This window comes from Dyella sp. (genome assembly GCF_035503745.1).
In the GTDB taxonomy this organism is placed as follows: Bacteria; Pseudomonadota; Gammaproteobacteria; order Xanthomonadales; family Rhodanobacteraceae; genus Dyella_B.
On record NZ_DATJTC010000018.1, the window covers coordinates 131,947 to 148,509 of the forward strand.

A 16,563-nucleotide genomic window follows, 5' to 3' on the forward strand; every position below is an offset into this window, starting at 1 on the left:
TCTTCCACCCACTTATTGAATTCGAAGGAATACATACATGGCTGCCAAAGAAGTTCGCTTCGGCGAAGACTCCCGCGCTCGCATCCTCAAGGGCGTGAACACCCTGGCCAACGCGGTCAAGGTCACCCTCGGTCCGAAGGGCCGCAACGTCGTGCTCCAGAAGAGCTTCGGCGCCCCGACCGTCACCAAGGACGGCGTGTCCGTCGCCAAGGAAATCGAACTGGCCGACGCCTACGAGAACATGGGCGCCCAGATCGTCAAGGAAGCCGCTTCCAAGACTTCCGACAACGCCGGTGACGGCACCACCACCGCTACCGTGCTGGCCCAGGCGTTCGTGCGCGAAGGCCTCAAGGCCGTTGCCGCCGGCATGAACCCGATGGACCTCAAGCGCGGCATCGACAAGGCCGTGATCGCGGCCGTGGAAGAGCTCAAGAAGCTCTCCAAGCCCACCGCCGACGACAAGGCCATCGCCCAGGTCGGTACCATCTCGGCCAACTCCGACGTCGCCGTGGGCGACATCATTGCCACCGCGATGAAGAAGGTCGGCAAGGAAGGCGTGATCACGGTCGAGGAAGGCTCGGGCCTGGAGAACGAACTGGACGTCGTCGAAGGCATGCAGTTCGACCGCGGCTACCTCTCCCCGTACTTCATCAACAACCAGCAGAGCCAGCAGGTCGAGCTGGACGATCCCTTCATCCTGCTGCACGACAAGAAGATCTCCAACGTGCGCGAAATGCTGCCGATCCTCGAAGGCGTGGCCAAGGCCGGCAAGCCGCTGCTGATCGTCGCCGAGGAAGTGGAAGGCGAAGCGCTGGCCACGCTGGTGGTCAACACGATCCGCGGCATCGTCAAGGTTGCCGCCGTCAAGGCGCCGGGCTTCGGCGATCGCCGCAAGGCGATGCTGGAAGACATGGCCATCCTCACCAACGGCCAGGTCATCTCCGAAGAAGTGGGCCTGCAGCTGGAGAAGGCCACCATCGCCGATCTTGGCCGCGCCAAGAAGGTCGTAGTGACCAAGGAAAACACCACCATCATCGACGGTGCCGGCGAAGCGGCGAAGATCCAGTCGCGCATCGGCCAGATCAAGGCGCAGATCGAGGAGACCTCCTCCGACTACGACCGCGAGAAGCTGCAGGAACGCGTGGCCAAGCTGGCCGGCGGCGTTGCCGTGATCAAGGTCGGTGCCGCCACCGAAGTCGAAATGAAGGAAAAGAAGGCCCGCGTCGAAGACGCCCTGCACGCCACGCGCGCAGCGGTTGAAGAAGGCGTGGTCCCCGGCGGTGGCGTGGCGCTGATCCGCACGCTCAAGGCCATCGAAGGCCTCAAGGGCGAGAACGAAGACCAGAACCACGGTATCGCCATTACCCGCCGCGCGCTCGAAGCGCCGCTGCGCGAGATCGTGTTCAACGCCGGCGCCGAGCCGTCCGTGATCGTCAACCAGGTCAAGGAAGGCAAGGGCAACTACGGCTACAACGCCGCCACCGGCGAGTTCGGCGACATGATCGAGTTCGGCATCCTGGACCCGACCAAGGTCACGCGCTCGGCCCTGCAGTACGCCTCCTCCGTGGCCGGCCTGCTCATCACCACCGAAGCGATGGTGGCGGAGCTGCCGAAGAAGGAAGAGCACAACCATGGCGGCGCCCCGGGCGGCGGCATGGGCGGCATGGGTGGCATGGACTTCTAAGTCCTGCATGCCCAAGCTGTACGTTGCAAGGAAAGCCCCGCGCAAGCGGGGCTTTTCGTTGCTCCCTGCGCTACGCAGGCGAAAGCTCAGGCGCCCGCTTGCGATGGCGATGCGCCATGCCTGCGCCGCTGGTATAAAGGCAACGAGACAGCCGCTGGCGCGTGATCGGGGAAATTCCGGCGGCAGGAGGTCGCAATGAAAAAGCTCGTTGCCGTGATCGCGCTGGCTGCGCTTGTGCAGGCCGGCTGCAGCAGTACGGGTGGTGTCGCGCCCGCATCGGCGAAGACGAGCGGCACCGCGGTAAGTCCCCTCACGCTCGCCTCGTTTCAGGCCGGCGTGACCACGCTCGGCCAGGTCGAGGCGACGCTGGGTCAGCCGGTCAAAACGGTTCGCACCGATAGCGGCGACAGCGTGATCCAGTACGCTCGGGTGCACATGGAAAGCGTCGGCAACAGGCCCCACCGCGTGCGGTATTCCACCCTGTTGTCGTTCGACTCGCACGGGCGCTTTCTGCGCGCGTGGACGCGCACCGACGATCTAGGCGAGGCATGGCCGCCCACGCCGGCAACCCTGGATGCGGGCGACGTGGCCGCCAGCGCGGGCGGGCCTGCGTAAGCGCTGCGACGATGTTTGCGCGGCCCCGGAAAAACCGCAAAAGCGGGGTTTTTGAGGCGTCGGGCGCATGCCGGCAAAAGCGCTCAGCGATGCATGCCCATCGACGCACTGGCCGGCTCGGACGGGACATCGTCTTGCCTGGCTACCACCGCGGTGGGCGGGAGCAGGTCGGCCGGCAGCAGCTTGTCCAGCTTGCCGTGCATGCGCAGCACCGCGACGCTGGCCATATCCTTGTCGAACAACTGCTGCTGCGGATCGGTCGGCGGCGGGGTTGCGCCGGGTGCACGCGTGAGCTTGGCCAGTGAGGGCGCCAGTACCTGGGTCAGCGCGAAATACGCATCGTCATGAATGCCGGCGCGCTCCAGCAGCAAGCCCGGCAGCAGCCACGAGGCCATGTCCATGCGCTGCGCATCGCCGGGATTGCGCGGATCGATCAGCAGCCAGGTACCGGGCTCGGTGAGCATGTTCTGGCCGTCGACGAAACCGGTGGCGCGGTAGGCGTTGTCCAGGCCTGGCAGGTGGTCGCCGTAGAACAGCAGCAAGGTGGGGCGGTTGCGCTTCGCCAGCAGGGCGGCAAGCCGGCCCAGTTCCTGGTCGGCGTGCTGCATGTGATAGAGATAATTCTGCACCAGCACCTTGTCTGCGGCAGGCACCGAAGCCGGTACCGCGATCGCGTCGCGCGCGGCGGTGTCCTTGGGCGTTACGTCGTAGGGGCCATGCGCTTCCAGGCTGATCGCAAACAGGAACTGCGGCGGCCCTGAATCCTTCAGCTGCGCCATGATCTCGTCGGTCATCGCGCTATCGGCCATGTACTTGCCATCCATCGGCGCGTTGGCCGGGAAGCCCGATTGCGATACGAAACGGTCAAAGCCAAGCGCCTTGAAGGCGGTGTTGCGATTCCAGAAAGTGGGGTCGTTGCCGTGGATGGCCACCGTTTCATAGCCGTGCGCGCGCAGCACGCGCACCATGCTAGGCACCACTTTGTTGTCCAGCTGCAGATAGGGAAACTGCATGGCGCTGAAGTAGCGCAGCGACAGCCCGGTCAGCATTTCGAACTCGGTACGGATCGTGCCGCCGCCGAAGGTCGGCACGTGCAGCGGGCCGCTCATGCCTTGCGCGGCGAGGCGGTCGAGGTTGGGCGTGAGGTTGGCATGCTCGTAGCCGCGCAGAATGCTCGGATCGAAAAACGATTCGCTCTGGACCACTACGATGTCCGGCAGGGCCGCATTCGGTGCCGCCTGCGCCTGCATGCGTGCGCGCACCTGGTCGCCGGTGCTGTGCAGCAGGTCGCTTACGGCATTCGGGTCGGCTTTCTGTTTGGTGTGGCGGTCCTGCAGGTGGAACATCACCAGCGAACTGACCAGGCCCGAGTGACTGGCGGTGGCCGCGGCCGACCAGGGTTCCAGCCAGAGCTTGCGGCCGTTGTACAAGTTGCCCCAGCCGGGAACACCCAGCAGCAGCGTCGCCAGCACGGCGGCCAGCACGCTACCGGCCAGCAGCCGCCTGCCGCCGGTGCGCCGGGCGAACAGCGGCGGCTCCAGCCACCACAGGGCTGCGATCAATGCGATGCCGGCGAGCATGGCCAGGTACGGCCACGGACTGTGCGGCAGATAGCTGCCCAGCACGTGCATGCCGCCCTTGCCCAATTGGCCGACCATGCGAAAGTCGGCCGGAACCAGCGGCGTGCCCAGGTTGGCGACCTTCAGCGTGTTCACGCCATACACCACGGCCTGCGCCAGATAGGCCAGGCCGAACGACAGCAATAGTCGCCGCGTCAACAGCAGCAGCAACAGGGCGGCCAGCACGCCAGGCATCGCGTTGGCCAAGGGGAACGCGGGCTGGGCGAGCAATTGCGCTGCGGCGACGCCGTCATTGCCGTCCAGCCGTCCGGTCAGCAGCACGAACGCCGCCGCCACGGCGACGACCAACGCCACGCGCACGGCGAGGCCGCGTCGGGAAAAAAAGCTGGAATAGGAGGGTGTCATGCAGTCAGTCCGGCGACCTGCCATGCCAGGGAATGCGCACTGTAACGCTACTGACATGAATCGGTTGTCAGGCGCTCCGGAAGACATCAGGGCGGATTCAGCCCTGTCCAGGCCTAACTTGCGGAATTTTCACGCAAAAGAGAGCCGGGCGCGCGATGCGCCCGGCCATACGGAGAAGGGTTTTGCTCAGTGTTGCGTATGGCTGAACCGCAACAATCGCAGATACGGCTTGAGCGTGCGCCAGCCTTCCGGGAACAGCTGGCGAGCATCTTCGTCGGAGACCGAGGGGGCGATGATCACGTCCTCGCCCGGGCGCCAGTCCACCGGCGTGGTGAGCTTGCGGCCGTCCGTCAGTTGCAGCGAATCGAGCACGCGCAGGATCTCGTCCACGTTGCGGCCGGCGCTGGGCGGGTAGGTGAGGGTCAGGCGCACTTTTTTCTGCGGGTCGATGATGAAGACCGAACGCACCGTGACCTTGGGGTCGGCCTTGGGATGGAACATGCCGTAGAGCTTGGCCACGGTGAGGTCGGGGTCGGCCAGGATCGGGTAATTCACCGCCGCGCCGCCCACCTCTTCGACGTCTTTGATCCAGGCAAGGTGCTCGCTCACCGGATCGACCGACAGGCCAAGCAGGCGCGTGTTGCGCTGGTCGAACTGCGCCTTGCTGCGTGCGAACGCGCCCAGTTCGGTCGTGCACACGGGCGTGAAATCCTTGGGATGCGAAAAGAACACCAGCCAGTGGTCGCCGATGTAGTCATGCAGGCCGACCGGGCCTTGGGTGGAATCGAGAGTGAAGTCGGGGGCGATTTCGCCCAGTTGCAGGCTCATGAAGATCTCCGTCGAGGTGCGAGCGAGTCAGGCCGCGTCGGCCAGGGTGGCGGTGGACGATCGGGTTGCATATCTGCCGAGCAATTGGCCATGCCAGTGCGATGCCTCGGCCACTGCGGCGACTTCGCCCAGAATCAGCAGTGCGGGCGCTTCAATAGCGTGTTGCGCGGCAAGCGCGGGCAACTCGTGCAGCGTGCCGACCAGCGTGCGCTGGCTGGGCAGCGAGCCGTTCTCGATCAGTGCGAATGGCGTGGAAGGCGCGCGTCCATGGGCAAGCAGTTGTCGGGTCAGCTCGTCGAGTTTGCTCACGCCCATATAGACGGCCAACGTCTGGCGGTCCTGGGCAAGCTCCGGCCAATTCAATTGAGTAAGCGCGTGCTGGCATTGGGCCGTCACCAGGCGCACGGCCTGCGCATGATCCCGGTGCGTCAGCGGCACGCCGCTGTAGGCGGCGCAGGCGAGCGCGGCGGTGATGCCCGGCACCACTTCGCAGGCGATGCCGTGCGCGTGCAGAAATTGGAGTTCTTCGCCGCCGCGCCCAAACACAAAGGGATCGCCGCCCTTCAGTCGCACGACGCGCCGGCCGGCGCGCGCGTGTTCGAGCAGTAGCGCGTGGATGGTTTCCTGCGGCGTATGTGCGCCGCCACCGCGCTTGCCGACAGCGATCTGCTCGGCATCGCGGCGCGCAAGGTCCAGTATGCGCGCATCGATCAAGGCGTCGTGGAGAATGACGTCCGCTTCATTCAATGCACGCAGCGCACGCAAGGTCAGCAAGCCCGGATCGCCCGGGCCCGCGCCTACCAGGATCACGGAGCCTTGCGCCTTCGGTTCCTGGTGAAGCGACAGCGCCGCCACCAGTTGCTGTTCGGCGCGCACGGGCTGCGCCGCGCGCAGCAGGGCGCGCACCGGACCATCGTGCAGCCAATCGTAAAAACGGCGGCGTGCGGCGAGATCGGCATGACGGGCGCGTATGCGCGCGCGATAACGCTGCGCCAGCTGCAGCAGCGGTCCCAGTGTAGGATCGAGCAGGCTTTCCAGGCGCTCGCGCAGGCGCCGTGCAAGCACCGGTGCCACGCCGCCGCTGGAGATGGCTACCAGCAGCGGCGACCGGTCGATGATCGCCGGCACCTGGAAACTCGATAGCGCCGGATCGTCCACCACGTTCACCAGACGCTGTTGCGCATGGCCGTCCGCGGCGATGCGCGCGTTCAAGGGGCGCGAACGGGTGGCGGCGATTACCAGCCACGCGCCGGCCAGCCAATCCGATTGATAGGCGCCGGCACGATAAGCAATGCGTCCCTGCTGCACCCATTGGCGCAGCTCCGGCCCCAGCATCGGCGCGCCGACGGTGACCTGGGCGCCGGCCCGCAGCAGCATCGCGGCCTTGCGGGCGGCCACGTCGCCGCCGCCCACCACCAGCACGGGGCGTCCGGCAAGATCGGCGAAAAGCGGGTACAGCTGCATGGCGTGGGTCCGCATCACGGAAGTGGATCAACACGCTAACGCCGGCGCCGCGGGCGTGGAAATGGTCGCTCGGACCGACGATATGCCGGCAAGGCATAGCCGTTACAACGGAAACCAAGGGACTTATAGATGTATAGACGTCCAAATAACGCTGTGTTAAGGTCGAAAGACGGCCGATATTGCGCCGATAGCGGAGATCGTGATGAAACGCCGTTCAGGGTGGTTCGCGAGCTGTATGTGCTGCGTGATGCGCAACGCACAGCCCTGCACGTCGTCCATCCCGGAGCCGCTCTCATGACCCTTACGCAACTTCGCTACATCGTCGCCATCGCCGACGCCGGCCTCAACATCACCCTCGCCGCCGACAACGTCCACGCCACCCAGTCGGGCATCAGCAAGCAGCTCAAGCAGCTCGAAGGCGAGCTGGGCTTCCAGGTGTTCACCCGTCGCGGCAAGAGCCTGGACGCGGTGACGCCGGCCGGCAGCCAGGTACTGGAGCGCGCACGCAGCATCCTGCATGAAGCGCGCAACATCCGCGCCCTGGCGGCCAACCTGCGCGAAGAAGCGCACGGCGAGCTGTCGCTGGCTACCACGCACACGCAGGCGCGCTTCGTGCTGCCCGAGGCCATCGCCCGCCTCAAGCAGCATTATCCCGAGCTTGGCGTGCACATCCGCCCGCAGGGTGAGGGCCGCATCATCGGCCTGTTCGAAAGCGGCGAAGTGGATCTGGCGATGGTCAGCACCAGCGGCCACGCGCCCGAAGGCGGCATCGCCGTGCCGCTGTTCCGCTGGCACCGCCGCGCGGTGGTGCCGCACGGCCACCCGCTGGCCAAGCTGGGTCGCCGGCTGCGCATCCAGGACCTGGCGGAGCATCCGCTGGTCAGCTACGAATCCTCGCTGCAGCCGGAGTCCTCGCTGCGCCGCGCCTTCGCGGCGGCGGGGCTGGCGCCGCGCATCGCCTGCACCTCGGCCGATGCCGATCTGATCAAAACCTACGTGCTGGCCGGCCTGGGCGTCGGCATCCTGGCGGAAATGGCCATCGGCCCTGGCGACGCGCGCGAACTGGTTACGCTGGACATCGATGGCCTGTTGCCGGTTTGCACCAGCTGGCTGGTACTGCGGCGCGATCATGTGCTGCGCAGTTATGTGGCACAGCTGGCGCGTTTCGTCGCGCCGCAGATCGACGAGGCGGAACTGCGGCGCGTGGTGGCCGGTCACGCCGAACCCAACTGGCCCGTGGCACCGCTGTGGAGCGAGTTGCAGCCGCGCAGCACCGCGCGGCGCGTGGCTTCCCGCGCCGCCTGACCGGCGGCGCGACGCGCTTTGCCTATTCGCCCGTTTCATCCCGGCGTTTGCCGGGATGCTCCTCGCGCCGATCACGCCAGCGCCTGCCCGCGCAGCCACTCCACCACAAGTTCTGCGGCCTGCGCCACGGAAAGCTCGCTGGTATCCAGGCGCAGTTCCGGCGCGGCGGGCACTTCGTAGGGATCGTCAATACCGGTGAATCCCTTGATTTTGCCCGCGCGCGCGGCCGCATAAAGTCCCTTGCGGTCGCGCGCTTCACATACCTGCAGCGGTGTGGACACGTGGATTTCCACGAAGCGCCCATGCGCCTGCACCAGCTGCCGCGCCTGCGCGCGCGCGTTGGCATAAGGTGCAATCGGTGCGCAGATCGCGATGCCGCCATGGCGCACGACTTCGCTCGCTACATAACCGATGCGCGTGATGTTGGCGTCGCGATCCTCGCGCGAAAAACCCAGCCCCTTGGATAGATGCCGGCGCACTTCGTCGCCGTCGAGCACGGTGACCGGGCGGCTGCCGGTCTCCAGCAGGCGCGATAGCACGGCCTGCGCCAAGGTGGACTTGCCCGAGCCGGACAGGCCGGTGAAAAACAGCGTGTAGCCCTGCTGCGCATTCGCCGGATGGCGCTCGCGCAGAATGTCCGCCACCTCGGGAAAGGTGAACCACTCCGGGATCGTCTCGCCGCTATGCAGGCGCCGGCGCAGTTCGGTGCCGGAGATATCGCGGATGTCGTCCTGGCCGGTCACTTCGGTCTGCGGCAGATACGCGTCGCGGTTGGCTGCGTACACCATCGCGTGGAAGGGCACGATGCGAATGCCCAGCTCCTCTTCGTGCGCGGCGAGCAGATGCTGTGCCGCATAAGGTTCGTAGAACGGTTTGCCGTCCGCGCCGGTACCGGGGCCGGCGTGATCGCGGCCGACGATGAAATGGCTGGCGCCATAGTTCTTGCGGATGATCGCGTGCCACAGCGCTTCGCGCGGGCCGCCCATGCGCATGGCCAGCGGCAACAGCGACAGCGTGGCGCGGTCGCGCGGATAGTGTTCGAGCAGGGCGCGATAGCAGCGCACGCGCGTGTAGTGGTCCACGTCGCCGGGCTTGGTGCGTCCTACCGACGGCTGGATCAGCAATTTCGCACCGACCTGTTCGGCCGCGCGCAGGGTCAGTTCGCGGTGCGCGCGATGCATCGGGTTGCGCGTCTGGAACGCCACGATGCGCTCCCAGCCATGCTGGATGAACCATTGGCGCAATTGGCGCGGGCTGTGGCGCAGCGCGGAAAAGTCGTAATGCGCCGGGGGCTGGATGCCTTGTACGCGTCCACCCAGGTAGACAGGGCCGGTGCGATCGAGCAGTTCGGCCACGCCCGGATGGGTGCGGTCGGTGGTGCCGAACACGGCGCGCGCCTCGGCGATGCGATCGGGAAAATAAACGTCTTGCACCGTCAGCACCGCCAGCGGCGTGCCTTGCACGTCGTTGAGACTGATCTGCGCGCCATCGGGCAGGCCTGCGGCGAACGCTTCGTCGACATCCAGCGTGATCGGCATCGGCCAGAGCGTGCCGTCGGCCAGGCGCATGTCCTTTACCACACGGTCGTAATCGGCGCGGCCAAGAAAACCCTGCAGCGGCGAAAAGCCGCCGTTGAGCAGCAGTTCCAGGTCGCACAGCTGGCGCTGGTTGAGCGTCCACTGCGGCAGCGACGCGCTATCGCGCTTGAGTGCCGACGCTTCGGCGGCGGGTAGGTAAAGTTCGCGCAGCACGCCGCCGTGCGGCGGGATGAGCGCATCCAGTTCGGCCGAAACAAGCTCGGCGGCGACGGCTTTCATGGCGTTTCCTTCTCGGGGCAATGATCGATCGTTATGGTGTAGTTGCGTTTAGACATCCAAATGCAAACCGCATTCGCGCTTGATGCCGAAAAAGCGGGTGTCCTCCTCGCGCATGCCAGGCTCCCAGCGGCGCGTGGTGTGCGTATCGCCGATCGAGACATAACCCTTGTCCCATAAGGGGTGATAGGGCAGATCGTGGCGGCGCAGATACAATCCGACGTCACGATCGGTCCAATCGAGGATCGGATGCACCTTCCAGCGGCCGTGACGGTGATCGAGCACGGGCGCGGTGGCGCGGCTGAGCGATTGCTGGCGGCGCAGCCCGGCAAACCAGGTGCCGGCGCCAAGATCGGCCAGCGCATGCTGCATGGGCTCAACCTTTACCAGGCGGTTGTAGTGATCCAGGCCCTCGCGGCCCTGCTTCCATAGCTCGCCGTGGCGGGCCTGGAGCCATGCGGGCGATAACTGCGGACGGACCACGCGCAGGTTCAGCGACAGGCGTTCGGTGAGTTCGTCGATGAAGCGATACGTTTCCGCGAACAGATAGCCGGTATCCACCACCACGACCGGGATCGACGGTAGCCGCTGCGTCAGCAAATGCAGCGACACCGCCGATTGCGCGCCGAAGCTGGAGGACAGCACGTACTGGCCTGGAAGCTGCCGCAACGCCCAGTCCACGCGCTCCTGCGCGCTCTGCGCCAGCAGCCATGCGTCCAGCTTGATCAAGGCCTGCCGATCGACGGCGGCCTCGCTGGGCGTCGCCGGCGTCATGCGAAAACCTCCGCGTCGATGGCATGCCGTGGCGGTGGCAGTACGTCGCTGCGCACGAGGAAGTCGCCAAACCGTTCGCCCGCCTGCCGCTCGGCGGCGTAGCGCGCGAACAAGCCATCCAGCTCCTGCAGAATCTGGGTTTCATCGATGTTTTCGCGCAGCGTGCGGTTCAGTCGCCGCCCGGCGAAATCGGCGCCCAGGCGCAGGTCGTAGCGGCCGATCGCGCGCCCTACCAACGCAATCTCGCCCAGATACGGGCGCGAACAGCCGTTCGGGCAACCGGAAAGACGCAGCAGGATCGGCTCCTCGCGCAACCCGTGGCGCTCCAGCAGTGCTTCCAGTTTGGGCAGCAGCTGCGGCAGATAACGTTCGCTTTCAGCCATCGCCAGACCGCAGGTAGGTAGCGCCACGCATGCCACGGCATGCTGGCGGACGCCGCTCAGGCGACGGTGGCCATCCAGCTTGTATTGGGCCACCAGCGCATCGATCTGCGCGCGTTGCGCCGAGGGTACGTTGGCGATGATCAGGTTCTGGTTGCAGGTGAGGCGGAAATCGCCCTGGTGCACTTGGGCAATCGCGCGCAAGCCGCTCAGGTGCGGCTGGCCGGGCAGGTCGGCCAGCCGTCCCGATTCGATCTGCAGGGTAAGGTGCCAGCGGCCGTCGTCGCCTTCGGTCCAGCCGTAGCGGTCGCCATTGTGATCGAAATGAAATGCGCGCGAGGGCTGCAGCGCAAAGCCGATGCGTTGTTGAAGTTCGGCCTTGAATGCAGCCAGCCCCATGCGGTCGAGGGTGTACTTCAGTCGCGCGTGTTTGCGTTCCTTGCGATCGCCGCGGTCGCGCTGCACTTCGATGACGCCCTCGGCGATGCGCAGCAATTGTTCCGGTACCACGAAGCCGATCACGCTGCCCAGGCGCGGGTAGGTGCTGGGATCGCCATGGCTGGCGCCCATGCCGCCGCCTACTGCCACGTTGAAGCCGAGCAGTTCGCCATGTTCGATGATCGCGATGAAACCCAGATCCTGCGCGAACACGTCCACGTCGTTGGTGGGAGGCACGGCGATGCCGATCTTGAATTTGCGCGGCAGGTAGGTCGGTCCGTATAGCGGTTCGCTTTCCTCCTCGCCGCCGGCAACGCGTTGCTCGTCCAGCCAGATTTCGTGATACGCGCGCGTGTGCGGTTTCAGGTGCTCGGAAAGCCGCTCCGCCCAGCGATAGGCAAGGCGATGGGCGGGTGTCTGCACGGGGTTGGCGCTGGCGACCACGTTGCGGTTCACGTCGCCGCAGGCGGCGATGGTGCTGACCAGCGCCGCGTTCAGCCCCGCGATCGAGTGCTTCAGATGGCGCTTGAGAACGCCGTGCAGCTGAAACGTCTGCCGCGTGGTGATGCGCAGCGTGCCATTGGCCCAGGTACGCGCGATGTGGTCGAACGACAGCCACTGCGCCGGGCTCAGCACGCCGCCGGCCAGACGTGCGCGCACCATGAACTGGTAGGCGGGTTCGAGTTTTTGCTTGCGGCGTTCTTCGCGCAGGTCGCGGTCGTCCTGCTGGTAGCTGCCGTGGAATTTCAGCAGCTTGTTGTCGTCGTCGCTGATTGCGCCGGTCACCGGATCGGCGAGGCTTTCGGCCAGCGTGCCGCGCAGCAGGCGACTGCGCGCCTTGATCTGTTCGAATTCGGATACGGAAGAATCGCTCATCGCGGGCCTCAATACACGTCGCGGGCGTAACGGCCCTGCTGGATCAACTGGTTTAACCAGGCTTGGGCATCTTCGGTCGAGCGCGCGCCGTGCTCGGCGACGATGGCGACCAGCGTTTTGTGCACGTCCTTGGCCATGTGGGTGGCATCGCCGCATACGTAGAGATGCGCACCGCTTTCCAGCCATGCGTAGAGGCGTTGTCCCTGTTCCCGCAGGCGGTGCTGCACATAGATCTTTTGATCCTGGTCGCGCGAGAAAGCGAGGTCCAGGCGATGCAGTTGGCCGTTCTTCAGCGCCTGCTGCCATTCGACCTGATACAGAAAATCGCTATAAAAGTGCGGATTGCCGAACAGCAGCCAGTTGCGGCCGGCCGCGCCGCGCTCGGCGCGTTCCTGCACGAAGGCACGGTACGGCGCTACGCCGGTACCGGCACCGATCATCACGATGTCGCGCTGATCGTCAGTGGGAAGATGGAAGCGTTCGTTGGTCTCCACGAACACGGGTGTGGTGGAGCCTTCGCCGCGCTCGGACAGATAGCGGCTGGCGGTGCCCCAGCGTGCTTGCCCGTCGAAGGCGTAATCGACGTGGCTTACCAGCAGATGCACTTCCTCGCCCACTACCGCCTGGCTGGACGCGATCGAGTACAGCCGCGGCGCCAGCGGGCGCAGCGCGGCGACCAAGGCGTCGGCGGTCCAATCGGCCGGGTGCCGGCGCAACAGGTCGAGCACTTGCCACTGGGAAAAGAGGTCGGCCAACGCATCGCGCGCTTCGGCTGCGAGCAGTGAATGCAATGCCGGGCTGCCATGACGTTCCGCGTGCGCGGCAAAGAACGGGCGCGTGAGCTGGGTCAGTTCGCGCCGCTCGGTCAGCCACGTATGCAACGGCAGCGTTTCTTGGGCGACTTGCACGGGCGTATGGCCGTCCAGCCGCAAGGTTTCAAGCACCGCATCGACCAGGGTCACCGACTGCGTGGGCCACACGCCCAGCGCGTCGCCCGGCGCATAACGCAGGCCGGACCCTTCCAGCGACAGTTCCACGTGGCGGACATCACGATCGCTGTCGCGGCCGGTAACCCGCTGGTTGAGCAATACGGATGCGCCGAATGGCTGTTCGCGGTGCCATGCCGGCCCGCTTCGCGCCGGGCGCAGTGCGGTGACCTTGGCCAGCGGCGTGGCCGCCTTCAACTGCTCGCGCGCCTGCTGCAGGGCCAGTTCCAGCCAGGGCGTGGCGACCGTTTCCACGTCGACGTCGGCTTCGCCCGCGGCGAACAGGCGCTGCGCGCCGAGCACGGACAGCCGCTCGTCGAGTTGGCGGCCGACCGCGCAGAACTGCGGGTAGCTAGAATCGCCCAGGCCCAACACGGCGTAGCGCAGTTGCGCCAATTTGGGCGCTCGTGCGCCGGCGAGAAACTCCACCAGCGCGCGGGCATCGTCGGGCGGCTCGCCGTCGCCCTGGGTGCTGATGACGAGGTAGAGCAGGCTCTCTTGCTTGAGTTCGCGCACCGCATATGCATCGGCGCGCACCACGCGCGCGGCCAGTCCCGCCGCACCGGCACGACGACCCAGGTCTTCGGCCAGCCGTTTGGCATTGCCGGTCTGGCTGCCGTAGAGGATCGTCAGACGGCTCTGCGCTTGAGCGTTGGCGGCCGGCGGCGCCTCGGAAACCGAGCCTTTCACGCCATTCTGACGCTGCGCCGCCACGCCGGCGATGTAGCCGGAAAGCCACTGCAGCGCAGGCGCATCCAGTCCTTCGATCAGTCTGCCGACGAGGGGGTGCTTGTCTTCGGGAAGGGGGGAAAGGATGGCGGCCGTCATATTTGTCTTCCATGGACGTTTAGACGTCCATTCACTAGATGTGAAATGTTAGAACCGCGTTTTTTGCCGAGGAAATGATGGGGCGGCATATCTCCATGCCGTTCCTTCCTTTCCGCTGCGTGAATGAAGATGGGCAGCATGGATCCTGGGACGCCGTCCCCGACGCTCCCCATGGGGTTTTCAATCGACACAGGGCGCCGCCTCGGGCGGGCGCCGGAGGGAATGCATGCCGCGAAGACCGAAGTCCACGAATGCCGCCTTGCCGTTTGCCGCGTCGGCCCTGCTGGCCGCACTGGTACCGGCGGGTGCCCGGGCCGGCGACTACGACTGGCTCAACAACTGGCCCACCCACTACACCTTCAACGATGGCACCGACGTGGGCCTGGTGTTGCGCTATCAGTACGACGTCAACGACTTTTCGCACGATGACGACAAGTTCCAGGATGCGCAGACCAATCGGCGTAAATACCTGGGCTTTTATGTCAAGAAGCCCGGCGTCTACGACGCCACGGTGTATTACGACTTTCAGTCCAAGGCATGGCAGGACGTCTTTGCGCGCCTGCAAACCCAGGCGATTTTTGGCGAGGATCTGGGCGCCGTGCGCTTCGGCCAGAGCAAGACGCCGCTGAGTTTCGAAGGCAATACCACCTCTACCCAGACCACCTTCATCGAGCTGGCGCTGCCGTCGCAGGCGATCTACGAGAACCGCCGCATCGGCCTGGACTGGGCCATCCAGCGCACGCATTGGCTGGCCAGCGCCGGCTATTACGGCGAAAACCTGCAGGGCAAGAACCACGGCCATACCTGGGCGGGCCGCGCCGCATGGATCCCGATCCACCAGGCGGACGATGTGCTGCACCTGGGGATTTCCGCCTCGCAAGAACGTCCCTACGGGCTCGTTGACGAAGCCGGTGTGCAGCAGCCGGCTACCACCAGTTTCAAGACGCCGCCCGAAGCGGGGCTCACCAAGGTAACGCTGATCAGCTCGGGCACGCTCAGCGACGTCGATCACATCAACCGGCTGGGCCTGGAGCAGTTGTGGATCGATGGTCCCTGGTCGGTGCAAAGCGAATACCTGCACGCGCAGACGACCTTCGACAACGGCAAGCCCGATTACGACATCGGCGGTTTCTATACCTATGGCACCTGGGTGCTCACCGGCGAATCGCGCCAATACCATAATGGCAACGTCACCAACGTGATCCCCGCGCATCCATGGGGCGCCTTCGAGCTTGCCTTGCGCTACAGCGAGCTGGATCTGAACGACGGCAAGGTGTCCGGCGGCACGGAGCATGACTGGACTGCCGGCGCCAATTGGTACCTGGGCACGCACCTGCGCTTGCAGGCGAACTACATCCGCGCCTTCAGCGATAAGAAAGGGCTGGTCATCGATCCGCATGTGTTTGAGTTGCGGGCTGAAATTTTCATCTAGCCGGACGTCTCGCGCGGCCATATGGATAGAACCATTCGCGCTTTCAGCCGTATGGCCATCCAAACCTAAAGTCCATGGTGGGCGTTCATCGCCTACCTCAAGGAGGGTCTTTGCATGTCATGGTCATTCGTCTTGCCCGTCGTGTTGCTCGCTTTCGCCGTCGGCAACGCGGTGGCGGCCGATACGCGGTTGCTGAACGTGTCGTTCGATCCCACGCGCGAGATGTTTCAGGCCGAAGACGCGGCCTTCCAGGCCCAATGGGCCAAGCAGTCGGGCGATGTCGTCACCGTCACCACCTCCAACGGCGGTTCGGGCAAGCAGGCGCGTGCGGTACTCGATGGACTGCAGGCGGACGTGGTGACGCTGGCGCTCGCCTACGACATCGACGTGCTGGCGGACAAAGGGCTGGTCGCCAAGAACTGGCAATCGCGCCTGCCGGACAACAGCTCGCCGTACACCTCGCGGGTGGTGTTCCTGGTGCGCAAGGGCAATCCGAAACATATCCGCGACTGGCCCGACCTGATTCGCCCGGACGTGCAGGTGATTACGCCCAACCCGAAGACCTCCGGCGGCGCACGCTGGAATTTCCTGGCCGCGTGGGGATGGGCACAGCGCCAACCCGGCGGCAGCGCGGAAAAAGCGCGCGCCTACGTGAGCGCGCTATACAAGAACGTGCCGGTGCTCGACACCGGTTCGCGCGGCGCCACCAACACGTTCGTGCAGCGCGGCCTGGGTGACGTGCTGATCGCGTGGGAAAGCGAGGCACTGCTGACCCAGCAGGAGTTTGGCAAGGACAGCTACCAGATCGTGGTGCCGTCGGTGACGATCGTGGCCGAGCCGCCGGTAGCGGTGGTCGATGCCGTGGCAGCCAAGCGCGGCACGCAGAAAGCCGCCGAGGCGTTCGTGCAATTTCTGTACACGCCCGAGGGGCAGACGATTGCCGCCAAACACTTCTTCCGCCCGCGACTGGCGTCGGTCGCGGCTATTTATGCCGGACAATTCCCGCCCGTGAAAGCGTTCACCATCGCCGAGCAATTCGGCGACTGGCGCAAGGTACAAGCCACCTACTTCGCTGACGGCGGCGTGTTCGACCAGATCACCGAAGGGGAGCGCTGAGCCGTGCCACGCCACGTGTTGCCGGGATTTCGCCTCAG

General features: G+C 65.6%; 12 protein-coding genes. 5 read left to right on the forward strand and 7 right to left on the reverse strand.

Annotated elements, in window-relative coordinates; genetic code table 11:
- Positions 1-37 precede the first annotated feature (37 nt).
- The gene (groL, locus tag VME63_RS07290; RefSeq protein ID WP_325431775.1) at positions 38-1,684 is read left to right on the forward strand and encodes a chaperonin GroEL; all 1,647 of its coding nucleotides are present in this window, start codon (positions 38-40) and stop codon (positions 1,682-1,684) included.
- A 195-nt stretch (positions 1,685-1,879) separates the two neighbouring features.
- Positions 1,880-2,299 carry a hypothetical protein gene (locus tag VME63_RS07295; protein WP_325431777.1) on the forward strand — a complete coding sequence of 140 codons (420 nt, stop codon included), beginning with the start codon at positions 1,880-1,882 and terminating at the stop codon, positions 2,297-2,299.
- Positions 2,300-2,382: 83 nt separating this feature from the next.
- On the opposite strand, the gene VME63_RS07300 is transcribed toward VME63_RS07295, so the two are convergent.
- The 3 genes from VME63_RS07300 to cysG form a co-directional block, all read right to left on the reverse strand.
- Positions 2,383-4,284: an LTA synthase family protein gene (locus VME63_RS07300; protein WP_325431779.1), complete on the reverse strand. Its 1,902-nt coding sequence runs from the start codon at positions 4,282-4,284 to the stop codon at positions 2,383-2,385.
- 186 nt (positions 4,285-4,470) lie between these two features.
- Entirely contained in the window at positions 4,471-5,112 is a 642-nt protein-coding gene (locus VME63_RS07305) for a peroxiredoxin (protein WP_325431781.1), read from the reverse strand.
- Positions 5,113-5,139: 27 nt separating this feature from the next.
- A complete protein-coding gene (gene cysG / locus VME63_RS07310; protein WP_325431783.1) occupies positions 5,140-6,576 on the reverse strand; it encodes a siroheme synthase CysG in 1,437 nt (478 codons plus the stop codon).
- Between the two features lie 294 nt (positions 6,577-6,870).
- On the opposite strand from cysG, the gene VME63_RS07315 reads away from it, so the two are divergent.
- On the forward strand, positions 6,871-7,881 hold the full coding sequence (locus VME63_RS07315; protein WP_325431785.1) for a LysR substrate-binding domain-containing protein: 1,011 nt from the start codon (positions 6,871-6,873) through the stop codon (positions 7,879-7,881).
- 71 nt (positions 7,882-7,952) lie between these two features.
- Here the strand turns inward: VME63_RS07315 and VME63_RS07320 are convergent, their stop codons facing one another.
- The 4 genes from VME63_RS07320 to VME63_RS07335 are packed head-to-tail and all read right to left on the reverse strand — an operon-like array spanning position 7,953 to position 13,977.
- Positions 7,953-9,698, reverse strand: coding sequence for a bifunctional sulfate adenylyltransferase/adenylylsulfate kinase (locus tag VME63_RS07320; protein ID WP_325431788.1), 1,746 nt, complete (start codon positions 9,696-9,698; stop codon positions 7,953-7,955).
- 48 nt (positions 9,699-9,746) lie between these two features.
- Positions 9,747-10,469 (reverse strand): phosphoadenylyl-sulfate reductase, encoded by a 723-nt coding sequence (locus VME63_RS07325; protein ID WP_325431790.1) that lies wholly within the window; start codon positions 10,467-10,469, stop codon positions 9,747-9,749.
- Positions 10,466-12,163: an assimilatory sulfite reductase (NADPH) hemoprotein subunit gene (cysI, locus tag VME63_RS07330; protein ID WP_325431792.1), complete on the reverse strand. Its 1,698-nt coding sequence runs from the start codon at positions 12,161-12,163 to the stop codon at positions 10,466-10,468. The genes VME63_RS07325 and cysI overlap by 4 nt, the downstream gene beginning before the upstream one ends.
- Positions 12,164-12,171: 8 nt before the next feature.
- Positions 12,172-13,977 carry an assimilatory sulfite reductase (NADPH) flavoprotein subunit gene (locus VME63_RS07335; protein WP_325431794.1) on the reverse strand — a complete coding sequence of 602 codons (1,806 nt, stop codon included), beginning with the start codon at positions 13,975-13,977 and terminating at the stop codon, positions 12,172-12,174.
- A 226-nt stretch (positions 13,978-14,203) separates the two neighbouring features.
- Here VME63_RS07335 and VME63_RS07340 point away from each other — a divergent pair, with 226 nt between their 5' ends.
- Together VME63_RS07340 and VME63_RS07345 are read left to right on the forward strand one after the other, a co-directional pair.
- Entirely contained in the window at positions 14,204-15,409 is a 1,206-nt protein-coding gene (locus tag VME63_RS07340; RefSeq protein WP_325431796.1) for an OprO/OprP family phosphate-selective porin, read from the forward strand.
- Between the two features lie 114 nt (positions 15,410-15,523).
- On the forward strand, positions 15,524-16,525 hold the full coding sequence (locus tag VME63_RS07345; RefSeq protein WP_325431798.1) for a sulfate ABC transporter substrate-binding protein: 1,002 nt from the start codon (positions 15,524-15,526) through the stop codon (positions 16,523-16,525).
- Positions 16,526-16,563: the final 38 nt, after the last annotated feature.